Consider the following 24,164-nt stretch of genomic DNA (forward strand, 5'->3'; position numbering starts at 1 on the left):
TCCCCCTTCGCAGGGGGAGGAGCAAAACCAAAATCAGTTCAGGTTGTATTGCAGCTGAGTGCGAAACACCATTAGCTCCCTCCCCCCTTCGCAGGGGAAGGCGTTTTATCAGGCCACCTGAACCGGCACGGCTTTGGCGGTGCGTTTCAGCTGGTTTTCACCCTCGAAATAGGCCACTTTCGGTTTGTGCTGGCGGGCCTGTTCATCTGACATCTGCACATAAGAACAGATGATCAGCAGGTCGCCGACGCAGGCACAACGTGCTGCCGCACCGTTCACCGAAATAATCCGCGAACCGCGTTCTGCCGCGATGGCGTAAGTCGAGAAACGCTGACCGTTAGCAACGTTATAAATATCAATTGCTTCGTATTCCAGAATGCCTGAGGCATCAAGAAAATCCTGATCGATGGCGCAGGAGCCTTCGTAATGCAAATCTGCCTGAGTGACGTGAACCCGGTGCAGTTTGCCTTGCAGCATTGTACGTACCATTGCGTGTGACCCTTCGTGCGTAAAAAGTCTGGGGATCCGCCGGGCGGACAGTCTAAAAGTCCGAAGTTTCCGGCGGCCAACATAGTTGTCCATTTACCCTGCGCTGTCTACTGCGTCAGATCAACTTCCTGATTATCAATCAGTCGCGCTTTACCCAGCCAGGCCGCCATCAGGATCACCGCAGAGTTGCTGTCGACGGATAATTCCTGTAAGGTTTTTGCATCACGGATAAACAGTTCATCCGGTGTAAAACCCGCTTCGCGAAGCTGTTGTGCGGTTTCCTGCAACATTTCGTCGGTATGACGTTCGCCCTGGCTCAGACGTTGTGCCAGCGCGTTCATGATCTTGTTCAGCTGAGGCGCGATTTTACGTTCATCGGCAGTCAGATAGCCGTTACGGGAACTGAGCGCCAGACCGTCTTTGGCACGCACAATCGGCACGCCGACAATCTCAATGTCGTATCCCATATCTTCCACCATCGTGCGCAGCAGTGCCAGTTGCTGGAAGTCCTTTTGCCCGAAGCAGGCTACCTGCGGTTGCACCAGATTGAACAGTTTGCTGACGATGGTTGAGACGCCACGAAAATGTCCCGGACGGCTCGCGCCTTCCAGAATGGTGGAAATCACCGGCACATCAACCTGAGTCTGGGTTGCCAGACCTTTCGGATACACTTCAGCAGGCGACGGGGCGAATACCAGATCCACGCCGCGCTTATTCAGCTTCTCGCAGTCTTCCTGCAAGGTACGCGGGTAACGTTCAAGATCATCCGCGCGCTCGAACTGCATCGGGTTGACGAAAATACTCACCACCACCACGTCGCCACGCGCTTTGGCTTCTTCCACCAGCGTCATGTGGCCTTCGTGCAGGTTGCCCATCGTCGGCACCAGTGCGATGCGTTTGTTATTCTTACGAAAATCACGGATTTCGCGACGCAGCAGCGCCACGCTGTCAATTATCAACACCAGCCTTCTCCCGCTTATTTAAAGGAATGTTCTTCGCCCGGATACACGCCTTGCGCGACCTGATCGACATACAAACGCACTGCGCCACGAATGTCACCGGCTTCGCTGAGGAAGTCTTTGGCGAATTTAGGCGTATGGCCGCCGGTGATGCCAAATGCGTCATGCATTACCAGAATCTGTCCATCAGTCACATTGCCCGCGCCAATGCCGATCACCGGAATGCTCAGTTCTTCGGTCACGCGGCGGGCCAGTTCGACCGGCACACATTCCAGCACCAGCAACTGCGCACCGGCTTCTTCGAGCATCATCGCATCTTTGATCAGCTGATTGGCGGCGACTTCATCGCGTCCCTGAACTTTGTAGCCACCGAAAATGTTCACCGACTGCGGCGTCAGCCCCAGATGGCCACACACCGGCACGGCGCGTTCGGTCAGCATTCTGACCGTATCACACAGCCAGCTTCCGCCTTCGAGTTTGACCATATTGCCGCCCGCGCGCATCAGCACGGCAGCGCTTTCAAACGCCTGTTCAGGCGTGGCGTAACTCATGAACGGCAGGTCAGCCAGCAATAACGCGTGAGGCGCGCCACGGCGCACGCAGCGGGTGTGGTAAGCAATCTCTTCGACCGTCACCGGCAGCGTGGAATCCTGACCCTGAACGACCATGCCCAGCGAGTCGCCGATCAGCATCACAGAGATGCCTTGTTCAGCGAACAGTTGCGCGAAACTGGCGTCATACGCAGTAATGGTCGCAAATTTATGTTTTTCCTGCTTCCATTGGCGAAGCTGGCTCAGCGTTGTTGGTTTCATGAACACGTTCCTTTGAATAATTCATCGGATGAATATGATGCCGGTATTCTACTGTATGAGTGGAAAGTCAGACAGCACGATCACTCGCAGAGACGTTGATCCCGCTCTTAAGAAGTGATTAAGAAGCGTCAGCTATAATGGCAAAAACGGAGGGAACCATGCGAATTCTATTAGTTGAAGACGATAAGATGATCGGCGACGGTATCAAAGCCGGGCTGACAAAATTAGGTTTTACACTGGACTGGTTTACCGACGGCGTGACGGGCAAAGCCGCGCTCGACAGCGCGCCTTACGATGCGGTGATCCTCGATTTAAGCCTGCCGGGCATGGACGGAATGGATCTGTTGCGCGAATGGCGTAAGGCCGGACGCGATACGCCGGTGCTGATCCTTACCGCCCGTGATGCGCTCGAGCAGCGCGTCGGTGGCCTTCAGGCCGGTGCTGATGATTATCTGTGTAAGCCTTTTGCGCTGGTGGAAGTCGCCGCGCGCCTGCAGGCACTGATCCGCCGTCGTCACGGCGTAGTGACGCCAAAAGTCATTCATGGCGCGATAGAATTTGATCCTGCTGCCCGCAGCGTGATGCTTAACGGAGAAGCGGTGACACTGACTCCGCGTGAGGTCGCGGTACTGGAGCTGTTTCTCAACAACAAAGGCCGCGTGCTGGCGCGTACGCTCATCCAGGAAAAACTCTACAACTGGGACGATGAGGTCAGCAGCAACGCCGTGGAAGTGCATATTCACCATCTGCGCAGCAAACTCGGCAAAGGTTTTATCCGCACCGTGCATGGCGTGGGCTATACGCTGGGCGATGAGATTAAAGCGGATGATGGAGGGGAGGCGTGAAGCGGGTGAAGAAACTGAAAAACCTCAGTCTGCGCCTGCGTCTGATCCTGCTTTTCTCGATACTGGCGCTGCTGACCTGGATGATTGCCAGCGGCGTGGCGTGGCATCAGACCCGCAAACACATCAATGAAGTTTTCGATACCCAGCAAATGCTGTTCGCCAAACGTCTTGCCGCCACGGGACTGGGCGATCGCCTGAATCTTTCAAAAGACGCCGAACTGCCGGATACCAAAAAAATGGTGCGCAAAGGGTCACGCGGTCATACCGATGACGATGCGCTGACCTTTGCTATTTTTAACCTTCACGGGCAAATGCTGCTTAATGATGGTGAGAACGGCAAACGCATTCGCTTCGATGCTGATACGCAGGGCTTTGTCGATGCGGAACTGAGAGGTGACAGCGATACCTGGCGGATGGTCTGGCTGACGTCGCCGGACGGACAATATCGCGTGGCCGTCGGGCAGGAATATGATTATCGCAATGATATGGCCTGGAGTCTGGTCAGCGGACAACTGACGCCGTGGCTGGGCTCGCTGCCGGTACTGTTACTGGCGCTAATTGTGATGGTTACGCTGGAATTGCGTCCGCTGCGTCGCGTGGCACAAGGATTGCGTCAGCGTTCGCCGGAAGATTCCACGCCGATAGTCACGGATTCTCTGCCCGGTGAAGTGCTGCCGTTGGCGAATGCGCTGAATTCTCTGTTTGCCCGTACCGGTGAAATGCTGGTACGCGAACGCCGGTTCACTTCGGATGCCGCCCACGAGCTGCGCAGTCCGCTGGCAGCGTTGCGGGTGCAAACAGAAGTGGTGCAGCTTTCCGGCGATGACGCCCAAATGCGTGAACATGCGCTGGAAAATCTGACCACCAGCATCGATCGCGCCACGCGGCTGGTGGATCAGTTACTGACGCTCTCAAGGCTGGAAAGTTTCTCCGCCCCGGAAGAACTGGAACGGATCGAATGGCCTTCGCTGGTCGCACAAAGTCTGGCGGAACAGGATTATCGTGCGCACGGCAAAGGTATCGAATTACGTTTTGAAGAGCAGGGCGCGCCACCTGAAATGCGGGGGCAGTCGCTGCTGCTTTCGCTGATGGTGCGCAATCTGCTGGATAACGCGATCCGTTATTCACCGGCCCGAACCTGCGTGACGGTGCGACTGAAACCGTGGGGAATGACGGTTGAAGATCAGGGGCCGGGGATCAGCGATGAACATCTGGCAAGGCTCGGCGAGCGTTTTTACCGGCCACCGGGACAGGAACAAACCGGCAGCGGTCTGGGGATTTCGATCGTACAGAGGATCGCGCAGTTACATCAGCTGAAAGTTGTCTATGAGAACAAAGCAGAAGGGGGATTGATCGTACGGGTAAGCCGCTGAGCGACTTACCATGTAGTCAGGCCGTTGAGCGGAACGCGTGCGAGCAGGCTTTGCAGCGTTTCGCCATCCGGAAACACCAGATCCGGCGCCAGATCGGCCAGCGGATACAGCATAAACTCGCGGTTTTTCATATCGTAATGCGGCACTGTTAAACGCTCGGTATTGATCACCTGATCGCCATAGATCAGCATATCGAGATCTAACGTTCGCGGTCCCCAGCGTTCGGCTTTGCGAACGCGTCCCTGATTTTGCTCGATCCCTTGCGTGCAATCGAGCAACTCTTCCGGCGGCAGCAGCGTATCGAGCGCCACCACTGCATTCAGATAATCAGGTTGATCTTGTGGCCCCAGCGGTTTACTGCGGTAAAACGGCGATGCGGCCACAAAGCGGGTGCGCGGCAAATGTGCCAGCGCCTCCAGCGCGCAATTTACCTGGTCAAGGGGACGGGCAAGATTACTGCCCAGGGCCAGGTAAACGCGGATCATTGACCGCCATCCTTACGCGGAGCCCGTTTACGCGGACGGCGCGGACGCGCACGGCGTGCCGGTGTCGCATCGTCACCGAGCGTACCCAGCATACTTTTTTGTGAAGCCGGTGTGGCTTCCTGGAACTCGCCCCACCACTGCGCCAGACTTTGCAGTTCGCGGTGTTGTTCGACTTCAGCACGCAGCACCAGTAAATCATAAGCCGCACGGAACTTAGGATGTTCCATCAGCTTGTGCGCGCGTTTACCCTGACGACGTGACAGACGCAGTTGCAGCGCCCAGATGTCACGCACCAGCGTGGTAATACGTTTCGGGATCGCCAGCGTACGGCACTGCTCGTCGAGCACGTCGTTCATTGCCAGCGCGAAGGCGTCGTAATATGTCAGACCGCCTTCCTGCGCCAGTTTCTGTGCGTGCTCAATCACCGGATACCACAGCATTGCCGCAAACAGGAACGCCGGATTGACGCGCTGATCGTTATGCAGACGGTGGTCGGTATTTTTCAGCACCTGGATCAGAATGTGTTCCATCGGGCTGTCGCCTTGCTCAGTAAACTGGCGGGCAATCAGCGGGAACAAAGGCTGGAACAGCTGGTATTCACAAAGCTTTTTGTATGTCTCGTAGCCGTAACCGGCCTGCAAGAGCTTCAGGGATTCTTCGAACAGACGCGCTGGCGGAATTTCCTGCAACAGCGTAGCCAGACGCGGGATCGGCTCGGCGGTTTCCGGGCTGATCTTCATGTTCAGTTTGGCGGCGAAACGCACGGCGCGCAGCATACGGACCGGATCTTCGCGGTAACGGGTTTCCGGATCACCAATCAGACGAATGATGCCGTTTTCCAGGTCGCGCAGACCGCCGGTGTAATCTCGAACGGTAAAGTCAGCAACGCCGTAATACAAACTGTTGATGGTGAAGTCACGGCGCTGGGCGTCGTCTTCAATGGTGCCGAAAATGTTATCGCGCAGCAGCATACCGTTGACCGCCTGCTGTGACACGTTTTTGTCTTCGGTTTCTTCGTGCTGTTCGTGGTGACCACGGAAGGTGGCGACTTCGATGATTTCCGGGCCAAACATCACGTGAGCCAGACGGAAACGCCGACCGACCAGACGGCAGTTGCGGAACAGTTTACGCACCTGATCCGGCGTGGCGTTGGTGGTGATATCGAAGTCTTTCGGTTTTTTATCCAGCAGCAAATCGCGCACGCCACCGCCGACCAGGAAGGCTTCAAAGCCAGACTTGTTCAGTCGGTAAAGGACTTTCAGGGCGTTTTCGCTGATATCACGACGAGAAATATTGTGCTCATCGCGGGGGATAATGGTCATCGCACGGGTTTCACCGGCGTAATCAAATGACGGACGCGGTTTCTGTACGTGTTCGACAGAAGGACGCGGAGCGCGAGGTTCGTTACGCGAGTCATTACGGTCAGTACGCTGATCGTGATGACGATCGCCACGGGAATCGCTGCGTTCGCCACGAGGCTGATAAGGGGAAGAAGAGCGGCGGTTGTTATTATTGCGGCGGTCGCCCCGGTTCGCGTTGTCATCCCGACGGCCGCGATTTTCACGGCGTTGCTCGTTGTCACGACGTTCAGGATTTTTTGCCTTCACATTGCCTTCGGCCACAGGAGAAGGATCACGACGGGGATTTTCCTCGCGATTAAGTTCTCCATGAAGCGCGGCTTCGTCATGAACAGCCTTTTCTTCACGAACGACTTTATCTTCACGAACTAGCACCTTACGGCAAAAATTGGCTACTCGGGTAAAAATGGTACACCTCGATAGTGACTGAAAAAATTGGCGTGACGCAAAAACAGCGGCTAATCATAGCTCACAGTAGCCGCTTTGAGAATGCCGATGTCACATCTGCGCAGCATTAGCGCCCCTGATGCGGGATATCGGCTGTCGTCCACTGTGCTGTCGCCCAGCGTAATAATAAAGGCAAAGTGTAATCCTGCCAGTTTTCCGGCAGCCTTTGGCCTAAAAATTTCAATGCGTTAATGATAACCGGACGCGGATCGCCTTCCGGCAACGCGGGCGCGTGATTCTGTTTGGAAAGCTTATCGCCATTTTCATTGAGCGCCAGCGGTAAATGCAGATATCCGGGCTGCGGATAACCTAAATGCCGGTATAGGGAAATCTGGCGCACCGTCGGTTCAATCAGATCTGCGCCGCGCACGATGTGATTCACACCCTGAAAATGGTCATCTACTACCACCGCCAGATTATAGGCAAACAGCCCGTCGCGGCGGCGGATAATAAAGTCTTCTTCAGCGAGTTTCGCGCTGGCGTGCAAATGTCCCTGAAAATCATCATCAAAACCGTACACCGGCAGGGTCTGACGCAGGCGGATGGCGGCATTTTCTGCACCCAAATTTAAATCACGGCAATGGCCGTCGTAAGTTCCGCCGGTTTGCGAAATACGCTGGCGGGTACAGGTGCAGTAATAGCTTTTTTGCTGCTGGTACAGCCAGTCCAGCGCGGCACGATAGGCGTCATGACGTTTTGACTGCCAGACGACCTCGCCATCCCACTCCAGTCCGTAGCGTTCGAGCGTGGCTAAAATGCGGTCAGCGGAGCCCGGAATTTCACGCGGCGGGTCGATATCGTCGATGCGCACTAACCATTTGCCGTTTTGCGAACGGGCGTGCAAATAGCTGCCAAGCGCGGCAATCAGAGAACCGAAATGAAGGTCACCGGAAGGTGAGGGGGCGAAACGGCCAGTGTAGTGTTGTTCTTGCGGCATAAAAGTGGGGTACGGCGTTAAAAGGGAACGCGGTGCATGACGCACCGCGTGGGACCCGAAACTTAGCCAGCCATCTGCTTTTCGCGGATTTCTGCCAGAGTCTTACAGTCGATACACAAATCAGCGGTAGGACGGGCTTCAAGACGGCGGATGCCAATCTCAACGCCACAGGAATCACAATATCCGAAATCCTGGTCTTCCACTTTTTTCAGTGTTTTTTCAATCTTTTTAATCAGCTTACGTTCACGGTCACGGTTACGCAGTTCCAGGCTGAACTCTTCTTCCTGTGTCGCCCGGTCAGCCGGGTCAGGGAAGTTAGCTGCCTCTTCCTGCATGTGTGAAACGGTACGATCTACTTCATCCCTGAGCTGATTGCGCCATGCTTCAAGAATCTTTTTGAAGTGAGCCAGCTGAGCGTCGTTCATGTACTCTTCGCCCGGCTTCTCTTGATACGGCTGCACCCCAGCGATAGCGAGAATGCTCAAGGACGACGTCTTACGGGTTTGGCCTTCTTGCATGATGCTTCTCCTACATAACACGCACTATGTTCATCCGCTTTTTATGCCGCATATGACTGCAACATGCAGGCTTCGAACATTTCGATCCCCAACGGGGGAAAAAATCAGGCCGCTATAAATAACAGAAGGCAACGAGGTTGGCAATTATTCCTCGCAGGTGCTTGACAAGCCTGTGAGGAAAAGCGTATTCGCGACCTGTTTTTTATGCCGCCGACAGGTAATTACAGGGTTATCCGAACTCTTTTTATTGACTGACTGATGTCGTCACCAGCGGTAATCTCTCTGTGAGGCGGATACCCTCAGCAGAAAGTTCGGCACCGTAGCACATCACCTCAACACCCTTGTTTTGAACATACGTCAGTAATTCGGTATAACGCGGATCAATATGGTGTGCTGCGGACACGCTTTCAATGCCTGAATGTAAAACAGCGAAGAAAAGTACCGCCCGCTGCCCCTGTTCTGCCATCGACTGTAACTCGCGTAAATGCTTCTGACCGCGCAGTGTGACTGCATCGGGAAAGAATCCCCGTCCCTCTTGCAGCAACGTGACAGATTTCACTTCAATATAGCAGTCAGGTTGATTTTCTGCCTGTAACATCAAGTCTATACGGCTATTTTCGGTGCCGTATTTTACTTCTGATGTGAGTTTACTGTAACCGGATAATTCCGGTATGCGTTGCGCCATAATGGCTTCGCGTACCAGCTGATTGGCCCGCAGTGTATTGACGCAAATCCAGTGATTTTGCTGTGTTTCCGTCAGTTCCCAACTGTGCGGATATTTGCGTTTGAGATTGTCGGACGTGGAATACCAGACGGTGTCGCCGGGTGTCGCGCAACCGGTCATCGCGCCGGTATTAGCGCAGTGCAGGGTCAGTTCGGTGCCATCGGGCGTGATCACGTCGGCGAGAAACCGTTTGTAACGTTTAATGAGAGTGGCAGATTGAAGCGCAGGCTCGAAATGCATGAGGGTTTCCGTGTGAAATACTCTGGTCAAAGAGAATGCTAAAAGAGATCAGGTTTCCTGCATATCGCCCAGCGGCCAGGTTTGCAGGCAGTGGTAACGGGTGCGTCCCCGTTCAAACAGAGATTCGTATAAACTGAATTCGGTGGCATCCAGTTGCCAGCCAGGTGTGGCCGGAGGAATAGCGACCGGGCGCGTCGCATTGCGGTAAAGCGACACATGCGGGTGGAACGGCAGTGTACTCTGATGACACCCGTTGCGCGCTGCGTGGGATCGCAATACGGACGCCAGCTGCAACAATGCGTTGGGCGCGCGTCGGGTGCCAATCCATACCACGCCGGAACCCGGCCAGTGGCCAATATCATCCAGCATCAGGCTGAATGTTTGCCCCTGAATGCGCCCGGCGACGCGGGTCAGCGCGGCTTCCTTGAGGGCGCTGACTTCACCGAGAAATGCCAGCGTAATATGCAGGTTAGCGGCTGCGACCGGGCGGCCGGTTTCCGCCGGGAAATTATCCGCACGCCACTTAATCACCTGCTTTTGCATTTTTGCAGGCAGGGATAAGGTGAAGAACAGGCGGCGTTCGGCAGACATAGAAATTCCTGTTAAGACGAATCACGGCAACATGCCGGATGTGGGGCTAAATGCTACAATGCCCGCCGTTTAAAGTTAACTCTCATGGTGAATTCATTGCCTTCTTTGCCGGTCAGCGCCGTACTTGAACCGCTATTAGCCGCACTGCAACAGGCGCCGCAGGTGCTTTTGCTTGCCCCGACCGGTGCCGGTAAATCGACCTGGCTGCCGTTGCAGTTGCTCAAACAGGCTAATTTGCCGGGCAAAATTCTGCTGCTGGAACCTCGTCGTCTGGCAGCAAAAAACGTCGCCTTCCGTCTGGCGCAACAGCTGGGTGAAACGCCGGGGCAGACCGTGGGTTATCGTATGCGCGCTGAGAGCAAAACCAGCGCCGCAACGCGCCTTGAAGTGGTGACTGAAGGTATTCTGACCCGCATGGTGCAGGCGGATCCTGAACTGACCGGCGTGTCGATGGTGATCCTCGATGAATTCCATGAGCGTAGTTTACAGGCCGATCTGGCGCTGGCGTTATTACTCGATGTGCAGAATGCGCTGCGCGATGATTTAAAAATCCTGATTATGTCGGCGACGCTCGACAATCTGCGCCTGTCTTCTTTACTGCCGGATGCGCCGGTGATTGAATCCGCAGGCCGCAGTTTCCCGGTCGAGCGGCAGTATCTTTCCCTTGCCACGCACGAACGGCTGGACGAAGGCGTGGCGCGCGTGGTCAGCCGTCTGATGGGCGAAAATCACGGCTCGATGCTGCTGTTTTTACCGGGTGTTTCTGAAATTACCCGTGTGCAAAATCTGCTGAACGGCAGGCTGGCGGAGGATGTCGATCTCTGTCCGTTGTACGGCGCGCTGTCGCTGGAACAACAGCAAAAAGCTATTCAGCCTTCCTCCGCAGGACGCCGCAAAGTGGTGCTGGCGACCAATATTGCGGAAACCAGTCTGACCATCGAAGGTATCCGCCTGGTGGTGGACAGCGGTCTGGAGCGCAGCGCGCAATTTGACCCGCGCAGCGGCCTGACGCGGCTGGTAACGCAGCGCATCAGTCAGGCGTCGATGACTCAGCGCGCGGGGCGTGCCGGACGTCTCGAACCGGGATTGTGCTGGCATCTGTTCAGCAAAGAGCAGGCTGAACGCGCCAGTGCGCAGGCCGAAGCAGAAATTCTGCAAAGCGATCTGAGCAGTTTCTGGCTGGAGTTGTTGCAGTGGGGCTGTCAGGATCCGGCGCAACTTCAGTGGCTGGATAAGCCGCCTGTCGCCGCATTATCTGCCGCCAAAAATCTGTTACAGCAGCTCGGTGCCACCGATGTGCAGGGAAAACTTACCGCCGCCGGACAACGTATGGCACAGCTTGGCTGTGAGCCACGGCTGGCGGCGATGCTGATTGCGGCTGCAACACAAAGTCCGGACGCACTGGCCACGGCAGCCTTACTGGCCGCCATCCTCGAAGAACCGCCACGCGGCGGATTACCGGATATCGATTACTGGTTCAGCCGCCCGCAGGCAACTGGCAGCGGCGGGCGAAACAACTGGCGCAGCGCACCGGAGCGAAAAGCGGTGAGCCGGATGCTTCGCTCGCACCGTGGTTACTGGCTCGTGCTTTCAGTGACCGCATTGCACAACGCCGCGGCGAAGATGGGCGCTATCTGCTGGCGAACGGACTGGGTGCGTCTTTGCCGCAGGATGACGGGTTAACCCGCGCGCCGTGGCTGGTCGCGCCGCAGTTATTGCAGGGCAACAACAGCCCGGATGCCCGCATTCTGCTGGCTGTCTCGCTGGATATCACGCAACTTCCGTCGCGCCTTCCCGATGTCGTTAAAGAACAGACGGCGGTGGAATGGGATGAAGAAAAAGGCACGCTGCGCGCCTGGCGACGCTGGCAGATTGGCCGGCTGGTGCTGAAAGCGAATCCGCTGGCGAAGCCGGATGATGAAGAACTGCAACAGGCGTTGATCGACTGGATCCGCACACAGGGTTTGCAGGCGCTGAACTGGCCGGTGGCGGCAGAACAACTGCGGCTCCGGCTTCTGTGTGCCGCAAAATGGCTGCCGGAGGCCGACTGGCCGGCTGCCGACGACCAGGCTTTGCTCGACGGTCTGGAACGCTGGTTGCAGCCGTCTTTACAGGGCGTTCGCTCGTTAAAATCACTGCAACAGGTTGATTTGCATGATGCCTTATTAAGGTTGCTGGACTGGCAACAACGTCAGCGTCTTGACAGTGCATTACCGACACATTACACCGTGCCGACTGGCAGTCGTCTGCCAATCCGTTATCATGCAGACCAGCCACCGGCACTTTCGGTGCGGATGCAGGAAATGTTCGGCGAGCAGCGCAGCCCGCAACTGGCGGAAGGCCGCGTTACCGTGGTGCTTGAGTTATTGTCACCTGCACAGCGTCCGTTGCAGATAACAGCAGATCTGGCCGCTTTCTGGCAGGGATCGTATCGCGAAGTGCAAAAAGAAATGAAAGGGCGATATCCGAAACATCCGTGGCCGGACAATCCGGCGGAGGCGTTGCCTACGCGCCGGACGAAAAAACACGCGCCCTGATGTCTGTCTGAGCTTTTAAAAATTGTGCCGGGAAGGGGCGATTTTTCAGACATTTCCTGTGGGCGAAAACTTAAGCGGGGCACAGAGTAAGCGCCTTGCGGCCTGGGTTTCAGGCCATCAACAGTATCTTTTTGAAATACAGTGTTTTTTTGAAATCAAAAATGAAAATGACTCAGCTAAGCAGAATCATTATGACGAACACAGCAGCACGTTGGGAGATTGACTGATGTCTGGCGATGATCGCGAGCCGATTGGCCGTAAAGGTAAACCTGCCGGGCGGAAGCCTGCGCGGGCTCGTCCCGTCCGCCGTAGCCGCCGGGATGACGACTACGAAGAATACGAAGAAGAAATTGATGACGAGTATGAGGATGACGATGAGTACGAAGAAGAACAGGGATCTCGCATGAGCCGAAAAGCAGCGCCGCGTAAAGCCAAAAAAGGCGGAAAAAAGAGTGTGAAACGCCGTATTTTCTGGCTGTTAGTCAAACTGTTCATCGTTTTTCTTATTCTGCTCGGGATTTATGCGTTTTACCTCAACAAACAAATCCATGACCGCATTGATGGCGGTAAAGTCTGGCAGTTGCCTGCGGCGGTGTATGGTCGTCAGGTAAACCTTGAGCCGGACATGCAGATCAGCAAAGCTGAGATGGTCGGATTGCTGGAAGGTACGCAGTATCGCGAAGTGACGCGTATCACCCGTCCGGGCGAATTTACGGTGCATGCGAATTATATCGATTTGCTGCGTCGTCCGTTTGATTTCCCGGAAGGTAAAGAAGGGCAGGTGAACGCCCGCCTGATGTTTGATGGCAGCAGCCTTGCAGAAATTAAGAATCTGGATAATCAGCGTGATTTCGGGCTGTTCCGCCTCGACCCGCGTCTGATCACCATGTTGCAGGCGTCGAATGCTAACGGCGAACAGCGTCTGTTCGTACCGCGTTCCGGTTTCCCGGATTTGCTGGTCGATACCTTGCTGGCAACGGAAGACCGTCATTTCTATGAACACGACGGCATCAACTTCTATTCCATTGGCCGTGCGGTGCTGGCAAACCTGACCGCCGGTCATGCGGTGCAGGGCGGTTCTACGCTGACACAGCAGCTGGTAAAAAACCTGTTCCTGACCAATGAACGTTCACTGAGCCGTAAAGCGCGTGAAGCCATTATGGCGATCCTGCTGGACGCGGATTACAGCAAAGACCGCATTCTTGAGCTGTATCTGAACGAAGTGTATCTCGGCCAGAGCGGTTCCGATCAGATCCGCGGTTTCCCGCTGGCGAGCCTGTATTACTTTGGTCGTCCGGTGAATGAACTGAGTCTGGATCAGCAGGCATTGCTGGTCGGCATGGTGAAAGGTGCGTCGCTGTATAACCCGTGGCGTAACCCGCAAATGGCGTTGCAGCGTCGTAATCTGGTGCTGCGTTTACTGGTTGATCAGAAAGTTATCGATCAGGAACTGTATGACATGCTCAGCGCGCGTCCGCTCGGCGTGCAGCCGAAAGGCGGCGTGATTTCACCTCAGCCTGCGTTTATGCAGATGGTGCGTCAGGAGCTTCAGGCCAAACTGGGCGATAAAGTTCAGGACATGTCCGGGGTGAAAATCTTCACCACACTGGATCCTATTTCGCAGGATGCGGCGGAAAAAGCGGTCGAAGAAGGCATTCCGTTACTGCGTAAGAAAAGCGGCCTGAATGACATCGAAACCGCGATGGTGATTGTTGACCGTTACACCGGCGAAGTGCGGGCGATGGTCGGCGGCGCGGAAACGCAGTTCGCAGGCTTTAACCGTGCGATGCAGGCGCGTCGTCAGGTCGGTTCTCTGGCTAAACCGGCGACCTATCTGACCGCGCTTTCTCAGCCGGACAAATACCGTCTGAACACCATTCTGGCCGACCAGCCGCTGACGCTGAAACTGGCAAATGGCCAGACGTGGTCACCGAAAAACGATGACCATCAGTTCCGTGGTCAGGTTCTGCTGGTGGATGCGCTGGCGCGTTCCATGAACGTCCCGACGGTAAATCTGGGTATGGCGGTAGGGCTGGATAACATCACCCAAACGCTGATCAATCTGGGGATCCCGAAAGAATCCCTGAACCAGACACCGTCGATGCTGCTTGGTGCGATTGCACTGACGCCGATGGAAGTCGCGCAGGAATATCAGACCATTGCCAGCGGCGGTAACAAAGCACCACTGTCCGCAGTGCGCTCGGTAATAGCGGAAGACGGTACGGTGCTTTATCAGAGCTTCCCGCAGGCGGTTCGCGTGATCCCATCGCAGGCGGCGTATCTGACGCTGTATGCGATGCAGCAGGTTGTGCAGGAAGGGACCTCGCGCGCGCTGGCGAACAAGTTCCCGAAACTGCATCTGGCAGCAAAAACGGGTACCTCCAACGAACTGCGTGACAGCTGGTTTGCGGGCATCGACGGCAATCAGGTGGCGATTACCTGGGTTGGCCGCGATAACAACGGCCCGTCAAAACTGTGGGGTTCAACCGGTGCGCTGGTGCTGTACGGACGTTATCTGGAGAACGGCACGCCGCAGCCTCTGGATCTGCAAATGCCGGAAGGCATCAGCACGATGAACATTGATAGCAGCGGTAACTTTGTCTGCGGCAACAACAGCGGCGGAATGCTTGGCGGCGGTGGCGCAACGCGTTCCATTCCGGTCTGGACGGATTCGCCGGACGCCATGTGCCAGGCTTCTGTGACCGCTGTTCAGCAACAGCAGCAACAACAGCAACAGATGCAGCAGCAACAACAGCAACAGCAATCCGGGCAACAACAACAGCCACAATCTCAGGATGAGAAGAAAGACAGCAACGGCGTTGCGGGCTGGATCAAGGATATGTTTGGTTCAGGCAACTAAATATCCGTCATCCTTCAAGCTGGCTCGGCGTTGGCTGCGTTAAATCAACTTGAATGATTTAGGATATTAAAAAGGGTGCGATGAAAATCGTGCCCTTTTTTTATCTCTTGATCATGAAGAGGCGATTAAATAGAAAAATCCGGTCAGTGCTGCACTCATTAAGTTTGAGAGCGTACCGGCCAAAATCACCTTCATGCCCATTTTAGCAATGTAACTTTTTCGGGCGGGGACCAGGCCTCCCAGTACGCCAATTAACGCCGCAGGAGCGGATAAATTAGCGAATCCGGCAAGTGCCATCGTGATAATGATTTGCGAGTATTCCGTCAGAGAATCTTTTAAAGGAAGAAAGCTGCTGTAAGCGACAAATTCATTAAGCACCAGTTTTTGCCCAAGCAAATTCCCCACCTGTAAAATTTCATTACCCGGCACGCCCAGCAGCCAGGCTACAGGGGAAAAAACATAGCTGAAGATCAGTTGCAGGGTAATGCCTTCAATACCAAAAATGCTGAAGACCCATCCCAGGAGTCCGTTAATCATGGCAATAAGGGCTATAAGTGCCAGCAACATAGCCCCGACATTAACCGCCAGTTTCAAGCCATTGCTGGCACCATTTGTCGCCGCTTCGACGATATTGATCGGGTGTTCCTCGTCAGATTGGGTAAAAGAAATATCAGCAACCTGTTCGGGCTCTGTCTCCGGGTACAAGAGTTTGGCCATCAGCAAACCTCCCGGTGCGGACATAAAAGCCGCTGCAACGAGATAGCGCAGCTCAATGCCCATACCGGCATAGCCTATCAGCACTGAGCCTGCGATAGATGCAACACCGCCAGTCATCAGAGCGAAGAGTTCTGAGCGGGTCATTCTGGGGGCATAAGGTTTCATCAGCAGAAAAACGTCGGTATTACCCGCAAAAATGTTGGCTGTGGCGGACATCGATTCTGCCGGGCTCGTTTTCAGCAAAACCTGTACGGCTTTACCGATAATGCGTATTACCCATTGCATAATACCCAGGTAATAAAGCACCGAGAAAAGGGAGGACATAAAGATAATGATAGGCAGTACATGGAAAGCAAAAATGAATCCGAATTTAAATTTTCCGATATCGCCGAACATAAAATTGATACCTTCCCCCGAATAACCCATCAGACTGTTCAGGGAATTCGATATTTTAAAGAGTACTTTCTCTCCAGCCGGGAAAAACAGAACAAATGCAGCTAAACCTGCCTGAATGATAAATGCACCGATGACAGTGCGAAGATTTATGGCTTTTATATTTTCTGAGAAAATAAGAGCTATAATAATCAACACTATCATGCCCAGTACTACCGTAAGTATTTGTGGCATCATTACCTCATTTTTTATTGATTATCTGCATCAATTATTTTACGGAAAAGATCCCTGAATAATTCATCCCGTTCAATAAACTGGATAACCCGGACAGGGTGACGGCGGTTATCGAAGCTCCAGCTAAAATTATCATTGATAAGCGGAGATGCATGAAATTCGGCGGTAAACCAGTCAGGGTCAAGAATATATCCTACCGTCGCAATATCCCAGATGACTTTACGTGAGGCAAAACCAATCCACGGACAATTCGGGGCGATGTCGGCAATATACTTCCCGATAGTGCTGGTGTTGGCGAAGTAATATTGTAACTCAGGAACGGACGAGGCCAGTGTATTGGCGACGCCAAAGCAGGGGATCTGGGTTAACGCCACTCCGCTATCAAATAGTACCCGGCTTGCCGCCACGTCCTGCATCAGATTGAATTCCTGATTATCTTTCCAGTTGAAACTGTTTCCCCCTAACCATGTAACATGTATTTTATGTATGATTTCAGGTTCAAGGCACAGCGCGTTGGCAACGTTAGTGGGAGCGGCAATGGACAGCACCTGCAATGTCCCTTCACAACGTAATGCCCGTTCTATCAAATCCACGGTTGCTGGCGAAGTTTCCGGTTTCTCGCGATTTTTCAGATATTGTGTCGAACCTTTAAAAATATCCGGTGTGTTTTTATGAGGGACTTTCTTTATAACCCGGTGCATTTCATCAAAACTGAGTAACATCCCTTGCTGTGCATCTTTGACATAAACATGCGTATTTTCTTTACCAAAAAAGCTGTTGGTAAAAGGGGCTGCATAAAGTGCCTGCAGATCAATTTTCTGCGGATGTAACATAGCCCAGGCAATCGCTATCTGATCGTCTATTTCATTGAATGTATCGCTGTCGATCACTACCGGAATGGCTGGCCCCGCCGGTTGTTCCATCAACTTCATTCTTTCGCTTAATGATAATTGTGGCCAGTTAATGTTTTTCATTATTGTGCTCCATGCGTATAAAAATAAGATGTTATGCATTCCCTTAATTACACCGAAATGCCATCAGAGAATTAAAGTATGTTGAGATTGTTTTACTTTTATCCTGCGCTGAGAGTTTACCTGCTGTTTATCTGGCCGTTTCTCGTTTTGCTCTCAAATCGCACAGTGAACGATGACGCAGGCTTCAAATTTCACAATTAAAAAAATCAGATAAAAGGTTGAAGAGGGGAGTTGTTTCTTATTTTTTACAACTCAAGTGATGTATCCACATCTGCATCACAATCCGTTTCGAACATTCCATCATCACTTTTACCCCTGATTTACATGGGGCTATTTTTCATTCGGTCATAAGCCCGGACGGCTAAATGCACTTGCGGAAGGCCGGATATTGCGCATAATATGCGACGGTCATAATAATAATTATCGTTTACATTCCCATTTCCACTCCAGAGATTATGCAATGGCTTCTCAACGCTCGCTTTCAAATTCTGTCCCAAAAGGCGCATTTAAGCGTCGGACATTAGCTATAACCATTACCGCAGCACTGGGTACTGCCGCATTTTACGCGGGTGCCGCCACCACCGCGCCTGCGAAGGAAGATACCATTAATGTGACGGCTTCTTCTGCTCCCGAAGCGGCACAGGAATCTGCATGGGGCCCTGCGGCGACCATCGCAGCAAAACACAGCGCAACCGGTACAAAAACCGACACGCCACTGGTGAAAACCCCACAATCTGTTTCCGTGGTGACTCGCGAAGAAATGGACATGAAGCAACCGGTGACGGTGAAAGAAGCCCTGGGTTATACGCCGGGTGTCTTTGCCAGCCGTGGCAGTTCTAACACCATCGACGCCATGGCAATCCGCGGCTTCACCTCTGTTAACACCAACCAGTATCTCGACGGCATCAAACTTCAGGGTGATAACTATTCTGAAGTATCGATGGATCCGTACATGCTTGAGCGTGTTGAAGTGCTGCGCGGGCCTTCTTCCGTTTTGTACGGTAAAAGCAATCCGGGCGGCGTTGTCAGTATGGTCAGCAAGCGCCCGACTACTGAACCGCTTAAAGAAGTGCAGTTCAAAATGGGTACAGATAACCTGTACCAGACCGGATTTGATTTCAGCGATGCCATTGATGATGCAGGCGTGTATTCCTACCGTCTGACCGGTGTGGCGCGCAGTCAGGATGCGCAACAGGAAATGGCGAAAGAGAAACGCTATTCCATTGCCCCGTCTTTCTCATGGCGTCCTGATGATAAAACTGACTTTACCTTCCTGAGCAATTTCCAGAACGATCCGGATGCGGGTTACTACGGCTGGTTGCCGCGTGAAGGTACCGTGGTGCCGTATTACGATGCCAACGGTAAAGCACATAAACTCCCGACAGATTTCAATGAAGGTGAAGCGGGTAACCGCATGTCCCGCAACCAGAAAATGGTCGGTTACAGCTTCGCGCATCAGTTTGATGATACCTGGACGGTTCGTCAGAACCTGCGCTACACCAAACTCGATACCGAATATAAATCCGTTTACGGCTTCGGTTACCTCGGTAACGGCAACATTACGCGCAGCTATGTTCAGTCCAAAGAGAAGCTGGCGAACTTTGATGTCGATACACAGGCACAGGCCAAATTCGGCACCGGCGATATCGATCATACCGTGCTGGCTGGTGTTGATTACATGCGTATGCGTAACGATATTGACGCAGACTACGGCAGTGCAAGTAACCTGAATCTGGCGAATCCGCAATATGGTAACGGCAACGTTTCCCTGTACTTCCCGTACGAGCTTCTCAATCGTCAGGAACAAACCGGTCTGTATGTGCAGGATCAGGCAGAGTGGAATAAGTGGATCCTGACTGTTGGCGGTCGTTACGACTTCGCGAAAAGCTCAACCTTTACCCGCACGACCAACAGCGCGTCGCAGATCAACGATGAGCAGTTCACCTGGCGTGGCGGTCTGAACTACCTGTTCGACAACGGGATTTCTCCGTACTTCAGCTACAGCGAATCCTTTGAACCGACCGCAGGCGCGACCAAAGAAGGGAAGCCATTCGATCCTTCAATGGGCAAACAGTACGAAGCCGGGATCAAATATATCCCGAACGATCGTCCGATCAGCCTGACGGCAGCGGTATACCAGCTGACAAAAGACAAAAACCTGACGGCCAATCCTGCTGATGCTGCCTTTAGCGTTCAGTCTGGTGAAATACGTTCGCGTGGTGTGGAACTCGAAGCCAAAGCCGCGGTTAACGCCAACATCAACGTCACGGCGTCTTACACCTACACCGATGCAAAATACACGCATGACACCAATTTCGAAGGCAAGCGTCCTGTTGAAGTACCGGCGAATATGGCGTCTCTGTGGGCGGATTATACCTTCCACGAAACTGCGCTCAGCGGCCTGACAGTCGGTTCCGGTGTGCGTTATGTTGGTGCCAGTTCCAGCTTCTATACAGCGAACGGTGTGAATGCATCCAGAGAGAATGAAGCGTTCAACGTTTCGTCCTATACGCTGGTAGATGCCACAGTGAAATACGATCTGGGTCGCTTCGGCCTGCCTGGTTCTTCCGTGGGTCTGAACATCAACAACTTGCTGGATCGCGAATATGTCGCCAGCTGCTACCGCGATTACGCCTGTTACTGGGGTTCAGATCGTCAGGTGGTAGCTACCGCCACATTCCGCTTCTGATATCCGTCGTAATTCAGGCCGCAGATGCGTTGACGGCGTTCGTTCACCCCGGTCACTTAGCTGACTAAGCTCCCGGGGATTCGCGAACTTGTCGCCTTCCTGCAAGCCGAATTACTTAGGATATCGATAGCGTCATAAGCACTAAAATCCGGGCACGCTGGTCGTGCCCGTTTCCTGTTCTCAACCAGATGTCGACGTAGAAAATCTTATGCCTGATAACAACGTACATCCTTCTTCTCCGCTGCCAGACAGCGTCTTTCGCCTGCAGGATGTGAGTTTTGCCGTCCCGGGCCGCACGCTTCTTGCGCCACTGTCACTGACTTTCCCGCAAGGAAAAGTGTGCGGGCTGATTGGTCACAATGGCTCAGGGAAGTCGACGTTGTTAAAAATGCTGGGACGTCATCAGGCGGCGACATCCGGAACGATTTACCTCAATGAAACGCCGCTGGCGCAGTGGGACAGCAAAGCTTTTGCGCGGCAGGTCGCGTATTTACCGCAGCAACTTCCGGCGGCAGAAGGCATGACCGTGCAGGAGCTGGTGGCGATTGGCCGCTATCCGTGGCACGGCGCGCTCGGGCGTTTCAAACATCACGATAAAGAAAAAGTCGAAGAAGCGATTTCGCTGGTGGGGCTGAAACCCTTTGCACATCGTCTGGTCGACAGCCTGTCCGGCGGCGAACGTCAGCGTGCGTGGCTGGCGATGATGGTGGCGCAGGACAGCCGCTGCCTGCTGCTTGACGAACCGACTTCTGCGCTCGATATCGCCCATCAGAAAGACGTTCTGGCGTTGATCCAGCGTCTGAGCCGTGAAAAAGGCCTCACCGTGATTGCGGTGCTGCATGACCTGAATATGGCAGCCCGCTATTGTGACCAGCTGATGGCGCTGCGTGGCGGCGAGATGATCGCTCAGGGTGAACCTGAAGAAATGATGCGCGGTGACGTGCTCGAACAAATCTATGGCATTCCGATGGGTATTTTGCCGCATCCTGCGGGTGGCGCACCGGTGAGCTTCGTATACTGATATGTCTGATATTTCACACTTTTCCGGAATAACGCGCCGTCGTATTTTGCAGATGATGGCGCTTTCTCCGTTGCTGACATCTTTGCCCGCGCTTTCTGCGTCCCGCCCCGATCTCAGCCGCATTATTGCGCTCGAATGGCTTCCCGCTGAACTTCTGATTGCACTCGGCGTGATGCCGCTGGCGATTGCGGATATTCGCAATTACAACATCTGGGTAGCCGAACCGCCGCTGGCGCCGGGCGTGATTGACGTCGGTCAGCGCACCGAGCCGAATATGGAACTTATCCAGCAACTGAAACCGTCACTGGTGCTGTTGACGCAGGGTTACGGCCCGGCGACCGCTCAGCTGGAAACCATTGCGCCGTTGCTGAGTGTCAAAGCCAATGACGGCTCTGCGAAGCCATTAGACCTGGCGATCCGTTCGCTGCACAAACTGGCGGATACGCTCGGTTTGCAAGATCGTGCAGAACAGCATTTGCAGCGGTATCAGGACACTTTAGCCAGAACCCGCGAAAAGCTGAAGCCAGTAGCACAGCAGCCGTTGTTGCTGATCACGTTCATCGATCCGCGCCATGTTCTGGTCTTCGGACAAGGCAGTATGCTGCATGAAGTGATGAACGATGTCGGGCTCACCAACGCCTGGCAGGGTGAGGGCAGTTTCTGGGGCAGTGTTTCCGTCGGAGTAGAAAGGCTGGCGGCGATCAAAAATGCCCGCGTGTTATGTTTTGATCACGACAGCGCTGACATCATGAAGGCCGTCGAAAAAACGCCGCTGTGGAAATCCATGCCGTTCGTTCGTGCGAACCAGTTCACCGTCATCCCTGCCGTCTGGTACTACGGCGCAACGTTCAGCGCGATGCACTTCTGCAATATTTTAACCAACACGCTGAGGAAACCGGTATGAACCGCCGTTCGCTCAGCGTTTCGCTGACTCTTCTGATTATTCTGGCACTGGCTGCGGGTGCGCTCAGTATTTACAACCTGCATCTGCAATTGCCTTACGCACAATGGCGCGGCGCACTGTGGCAGCCGGATATCGACAACGTGCAGCAGATGCTTTTCCATTACAGCTCACTGCCGCGCATCGCCGTGGCATTGCTCGCGGGAGCCGGGCTCGGGCTGGTCGGTTTACTGTTCCAGCAGGTGTTGCGTAATCCTCTGGCTGAACCTGCGACGCTGGGCGTTTCGGCGGGCGCGCAACTCGGCCTGACGGTTGCCACGTTGTGGGCGCTGCCGGGTGGAATGATCACCCAGCAGTTTGCTGCCATGATCGGCGCGGTGGTGATTGGTGCGCTGGTGTTCGGTATCGCCTGGGGCAAACGCATGTCGCCGGTCACGTTAATCCTGGCGGGTCTGGTGCTCGGTTTGTATTGCGGTGCGGTTAATGGCCTGATCGGTATCTTCAATTATCAGAGCCTGCAAAGTCTTTACATGTGGAGCAGCGGTTCACTGACGCAGCAGGACTGGGATGTCGCCAGTTTCCTGTTGCCGCGTGTGATTATTGTCTGGCTGCTGGCGTTTCTGTTGCAGCGTCCGATGACGCTGCTGGGACTTGACGATGGCGTGGCCAAAAACCTCGGTCTCGGGCTTTCTGCGGCACGCCTGGCGGTGCTGACGCTGGCCATCCTGATGAGTGCACAGCTGGTTAACGCGGTCGGCATCGTCGGTTTTATCGGCCTGTTCGCCCCGCTGCTGGCGAAAATGCTCGGAGCGCGGCGTTTGCCTTCACGTCTGATTATGGCGCCGCTGATTGGTGCGTTGCTGCTGTGGTTCACCGATCAGGTGATGCAGTACATCACCACGTTCTGGATGGAAATTCCGACCGGTGCCGCGACCGCGCTGGTCGGCGCGCCGTTGCTGCTGTGGCTGCTGCCTCGTCTTCGCAACAGCATGACGCCGCCGCCGATGGATCAGGGCGATAACGTGCCGGCTGAACGTCACCATCTGGTGCGCTGGGTCGCGCTGGCGCTGGCTGTGCTGTTTATCGGGCTGGTTATCGCGCTGATGGCCGGACGTAACGCGACAGGCTGGAACTGGTCAACAGGTGCGGATCTACAGGCGCTGCTGCCGTGGCGTTTACCACGAGTGATGGCGGCGCTGGCGGCGGGCATCATGCTGGCGTCTTCCGGCGTGCTTATCCAGAAACTCACCGGTAATGCGATGGCGAGCCCGGAAGTGCTGGGAATAAGCTCGGGTGCGGCGACCGGCGTGGTCGTGATGATGTTTATCGCGCCGGGTGATGCCTTTGCCTGGCTGTTACCGGCGGGGAGTCTCGGTGCGGCGCTGACGTTGCTGGTGATTATGATGGCATCGGGTCTGCGCAGTTTTTCTGCCGAACGTATGTTGCTGACCGGTATCGCGCTGAGTACCGCATTTACCACGCTGATGTCACTGCTGCTGGCGAGCGGTGATCCGCGTATGGGCGGTTTGCTGACCTGGCTTTCCGGTTCTACTTATTCTGTGTCCGCTGAAGCCGCATGGCGGACGCTCATTCTGGCTGCGGTGCTGATGGTGATTGTGCCGTTCTGTCGTCGCTGGATTAATATTTTGCCACTGGGCAGCGTGACGGCCAAATCAGTCGGCGTTGCACTGACGTCAACGCGTATGGCGATTTTATTGCTGGCGGCGGTGATGACGGCTGCCGCGACGCTGACCATCGGGCCGCTGAGCTTTGTCGGTCTGATGGCACCGCATATGGCGCGTATGATGGGCTTTCGTCGTGCGGTTCCGCAGTGGATGGTCGCCAGCATTCTCGGCGGTTTACTGATGGTATTTGCCGACTGGTGCGGCCGGATGATTATCTTCCCCAACCAGATCCCCGCAGGTTTGCTCGCGACATTTATCGGCGCGCCGTACTTCATCTATTTGCTGAGAAAACAGGCGAAATAGAAAGTTTCAGTGAACAAAAAAGAGAGATATTGAGAACGGATCTTTCTTTGGAAGTGGCTTTTGCTCCTCCCC

At 54.3% G+C, this 24,164-nt stretch carries 17 protein-coding genes and 2 pseudogenes; 8 read left to right on the top strand and 11 right to left on the bottom strand.

What is annotated here, in order from left to right:
- Positions 1-108: 108 nt before the first annotated feature.
- From panD to panB, 3 genes are all read right to left on the bottom strand, one after another.
- The gene (panD, locus tag UC15_RS07195; RefSeq protein ID WP_112287801.1) at positions 109-489 is read right to left on the bottom strand and encodes an aspartate 1-decarboxylase; all 381 of its coding nucleotides are present in this window, start codon (positions 487-489) and stop codon (positions 109-111) included.
- Between the two features lie 107 nt (positions 490-596).
- Positions 597-1,451: a pantoate--beta-alanine ligase gene (gene panC / locus UC15_RS07200; RefSeq protein WP_112287802.1), complete on the bottom strand. Its 855-nt coding sequence runs from the start codon at positions 1,449-1,451 to the stop codon at positions 597-599.
- A 14-nt stretch (positions 1,452-1,465) separates the two neighbouring features.
- Entirely contained in the window at positions 1,466-2,260 is a 795-nt protein-coding gene (gene panB, locus UC15_RS07205; RefSeq protein ID WP_112287803.1) for a 3-methyl-2-oxobutanoate hydroxymethyltransferase, read from the bottom strand.
- Positions 2,261-2,418: 158 nt separating this feature from the next.
- Between panB and qseB the strand changes: the two genes are divergently transcribed.
- Positions 2,419-3,105: a quorum sensing response regulator transcription factor QseB gene (qseB, locus tag UC15_RS07210; RefSeq protein ID WP_112287804.1), complete on the top strand. Its 687-nt coding sequence runs from the start codon at positions 2,419-2,421 to the stop codon at positions 3,103-3,105.
- A gap of 14 nt (positions 3,106-3,119) precedes the next feature.
- The gene (gene qseC, locus UC15_RS07215) at positions 3,120-4,478 is read left to right on the top strand and encodes a quorum sensing histidine kinase QseC (RefSeq protein ID WP_198659680.1); all 1,359 of its coding nucleotides are present in this window, start codon (positions 3,120-3,122) and stop codon (positions 4,476-4,478) included.
- A 5-nt stretch (positions 4,479-4,483) separates the two neighbouring features.
- On the opposite strand, the gene folK is transcribed toward qseC, so the two are convergent.
- From folK to thpR, 6 genes and pseudogenes are all read right to left on the bottom strand, one after another.
- Positions 4,484-4,963: a 2-amino-4-hydroxy-6-hydroxymethyldihydropteridine diphosphokinase gene (folK, locus tag UC15_RS07220; RefSeq protein WP_112287806.1), complete on the bottom strand. Its 480-nt coding sequence runs from the start codon at positions 4,961-4,963 to the stop codon at positions 4,484-4,486.
- Positions 4,960-6,361: pseudogene (pcnB, locus tag UC15_RS07225) on the bottom strand (polynucleotide adenylyltransferase PcnB); the annotation flags it as partial. The gene folK and the pseudogene pcnB, both read right to left, overlap by 4 nt.
- 474 nt (positions 6,362-6,835) lie before the next feature.
- A complete protein-coding gene (gluQRS, locus tag UC15_RS07230; RefSeq protein WP_112287828.1) occupies positions 6,836-7,705 on the bottom strand; it encodes a tRNA glutamyl-Q(34) synthetase GluQRS in 870 nt (289 codons plus the stop codon).
- A gap of 62 nt (positions 7,706-7,767) precedes the next feature.
- A complete protein-coding gene (gene dksA, locus UC15_RS07235) occupies positions 7,768-8,223 on the bottom strand; it encodes an RNA polymerase-binding protein DksA (protein ID WP_112287808.1) in 456 nt (151 codons plus the stop codon).
- A gap of 244 nt (positions 8,224-8,467) precedes the next feature.
- Entirely contained in the window at positions 8,468-9,187 is a 720-nt protein-coding gene (sfsA, locus tag UC15_RS07245; protein ID WP_112287809.1) for a DNA/RNA nuclease SfsA, read from the bottom strand.
- Positions 9,188-9,235: 48 nt separating this feature from the next.
- Positions 9,236-9,778 (bottom strand): RNA 2',3'-cyclic phosphodiesterase, encoded by a 543-nt coding sequence (gene thpR / locus UC15_RS07250; protein ID WP_112287810.1) that lies wholly within the window; start codon positions 9,776-9,778, stop codon positions 9,236-9,238.
- 96 nt (positions 9,779-9,874) lie between these two features.
- Between thpR and hrpB the strand changes: the two are divergent.
- Both hrpB and mrcB read left to right on the top strand, forming a co-directional pair.
- Positions 9,875-12,315, top strand: a pseudogene (hrpB, locus tag UC15_RS07255) (ATP-dependent helicase HrpB).
- 226 nt (positions 12,316-12,541) lie between these two features.
- Positions 12,542-15,175 carry a bifunctional glycosyl transferase/transpeptidase gene (gene mrcB / locus UC15_RS07260; RefSeq protein WP_112287811.1) on the top strand — a complete coding sequence of 878 codons (2,634 nt, stop codon included), beginning with the start codon at positions 12,542-12,544 and terminating at the stop codon, positions 15,173-15,175.
- Positions 15,176-15,286: 111 nt separating this feature from the next.
- Here mrcB and UC15_RS07265 read toward each other — a convergent pair whose 3' ends face one another.
- Entirely contained in the window at positions 15,287-16,519 is a 1,233-nt protein-coding gene (locus tag UC15_RS07265; protein WP_112287812.1) for a NupC/NupG family nucleoside CNT transporter, read from the bottom strand.
- A 14-nt stretch (positions 16,520-16,533) separates the two neighbouring features.
- Positions 16,534-17,493, bottom strand: a complete 960-nt coding sequence (locus UC15_RS07270) for a nucleoside hydrolase (RefSeq protein ID WP_112287813.1) — start codon at positions 17,491-17,493, stop codon at positions 16,534-16,536.
- 460 nt (positions 17,494-17,953) lie between these two features.
- Between UC15_RS07270 and fhuA the strand changes: the two genes are divergently transcribed.
- The 4 genes from fhuA (at position 17,954) to fhuB (ending at position 24,092) form a co-directional block, all read left to right on the top strand.
- Entirely contained in the window at positions 17,954-20,182 is a 2,229-nt protein-coding gene (fhuA, locus tag UC15_RS07275; protein WP_112287814.1) for a ferrichrome porin FhuA, read from the top strand.
- Positions 20,183-20,390: 208 nt separating this feature from the next.
- Positions 20,391-21,203 carry a Fe3+-hydroxamate ABC transporter ATP-binding protein FhuC gene (gene fhuC / locus UC15_RS07280; RefSeq protein WP_112287815.1) on the top strand — a complete coding sequence of 271 codons (813 nt, stop codon included), beginning with the start codon at positions 20,391-20,393 and terminating at the stop codon, positions 21,201-21,203.
- A gap of 1 nt (position 21,204) precedes the next feature.
- Positions 21,205-22,107, top strand: a complete 903-nt coding sequence (gene fhuD, locus UC15_RS07285; RefSeq protein ID WP_112287816.1) for a Fe(3+)-hydroxamate ABC transporter substrate-binding protein FhuD — start codon at positions 21,205-21,207, stop codon at positions 22,105-22,107.
- On the top strand, positions 22,104-24,092 hold the full coding sequence (gene fhuB, locus UC15_RS07290; RefSeq protein ID WP_112287817.1) for a Fe(3+)-hydroxamate ABC transporter permease FhuB: 1,989 nt from the start codon (positions 22,104-22,106) through the stop codon (positions 24,090-24,092). The genes fhuD and fhuB overlap by 4 nt, the downstream gene beginning before the upstream one ends.
- The last annotated feature ends 72 nt before the right edge of the window (positions 24,093-24,164 follow it).

It is taken from the genome of Rahnella sp. AN3-3W3, from assembly GCF_003263545.1.
GTDB classification, from domain to species: Bacteria; Pseudomonadota; Gammaproteobacteria; order Enterobacterales; family Enterobacteriaceae; genus Rahnella; species Rahnella variigena.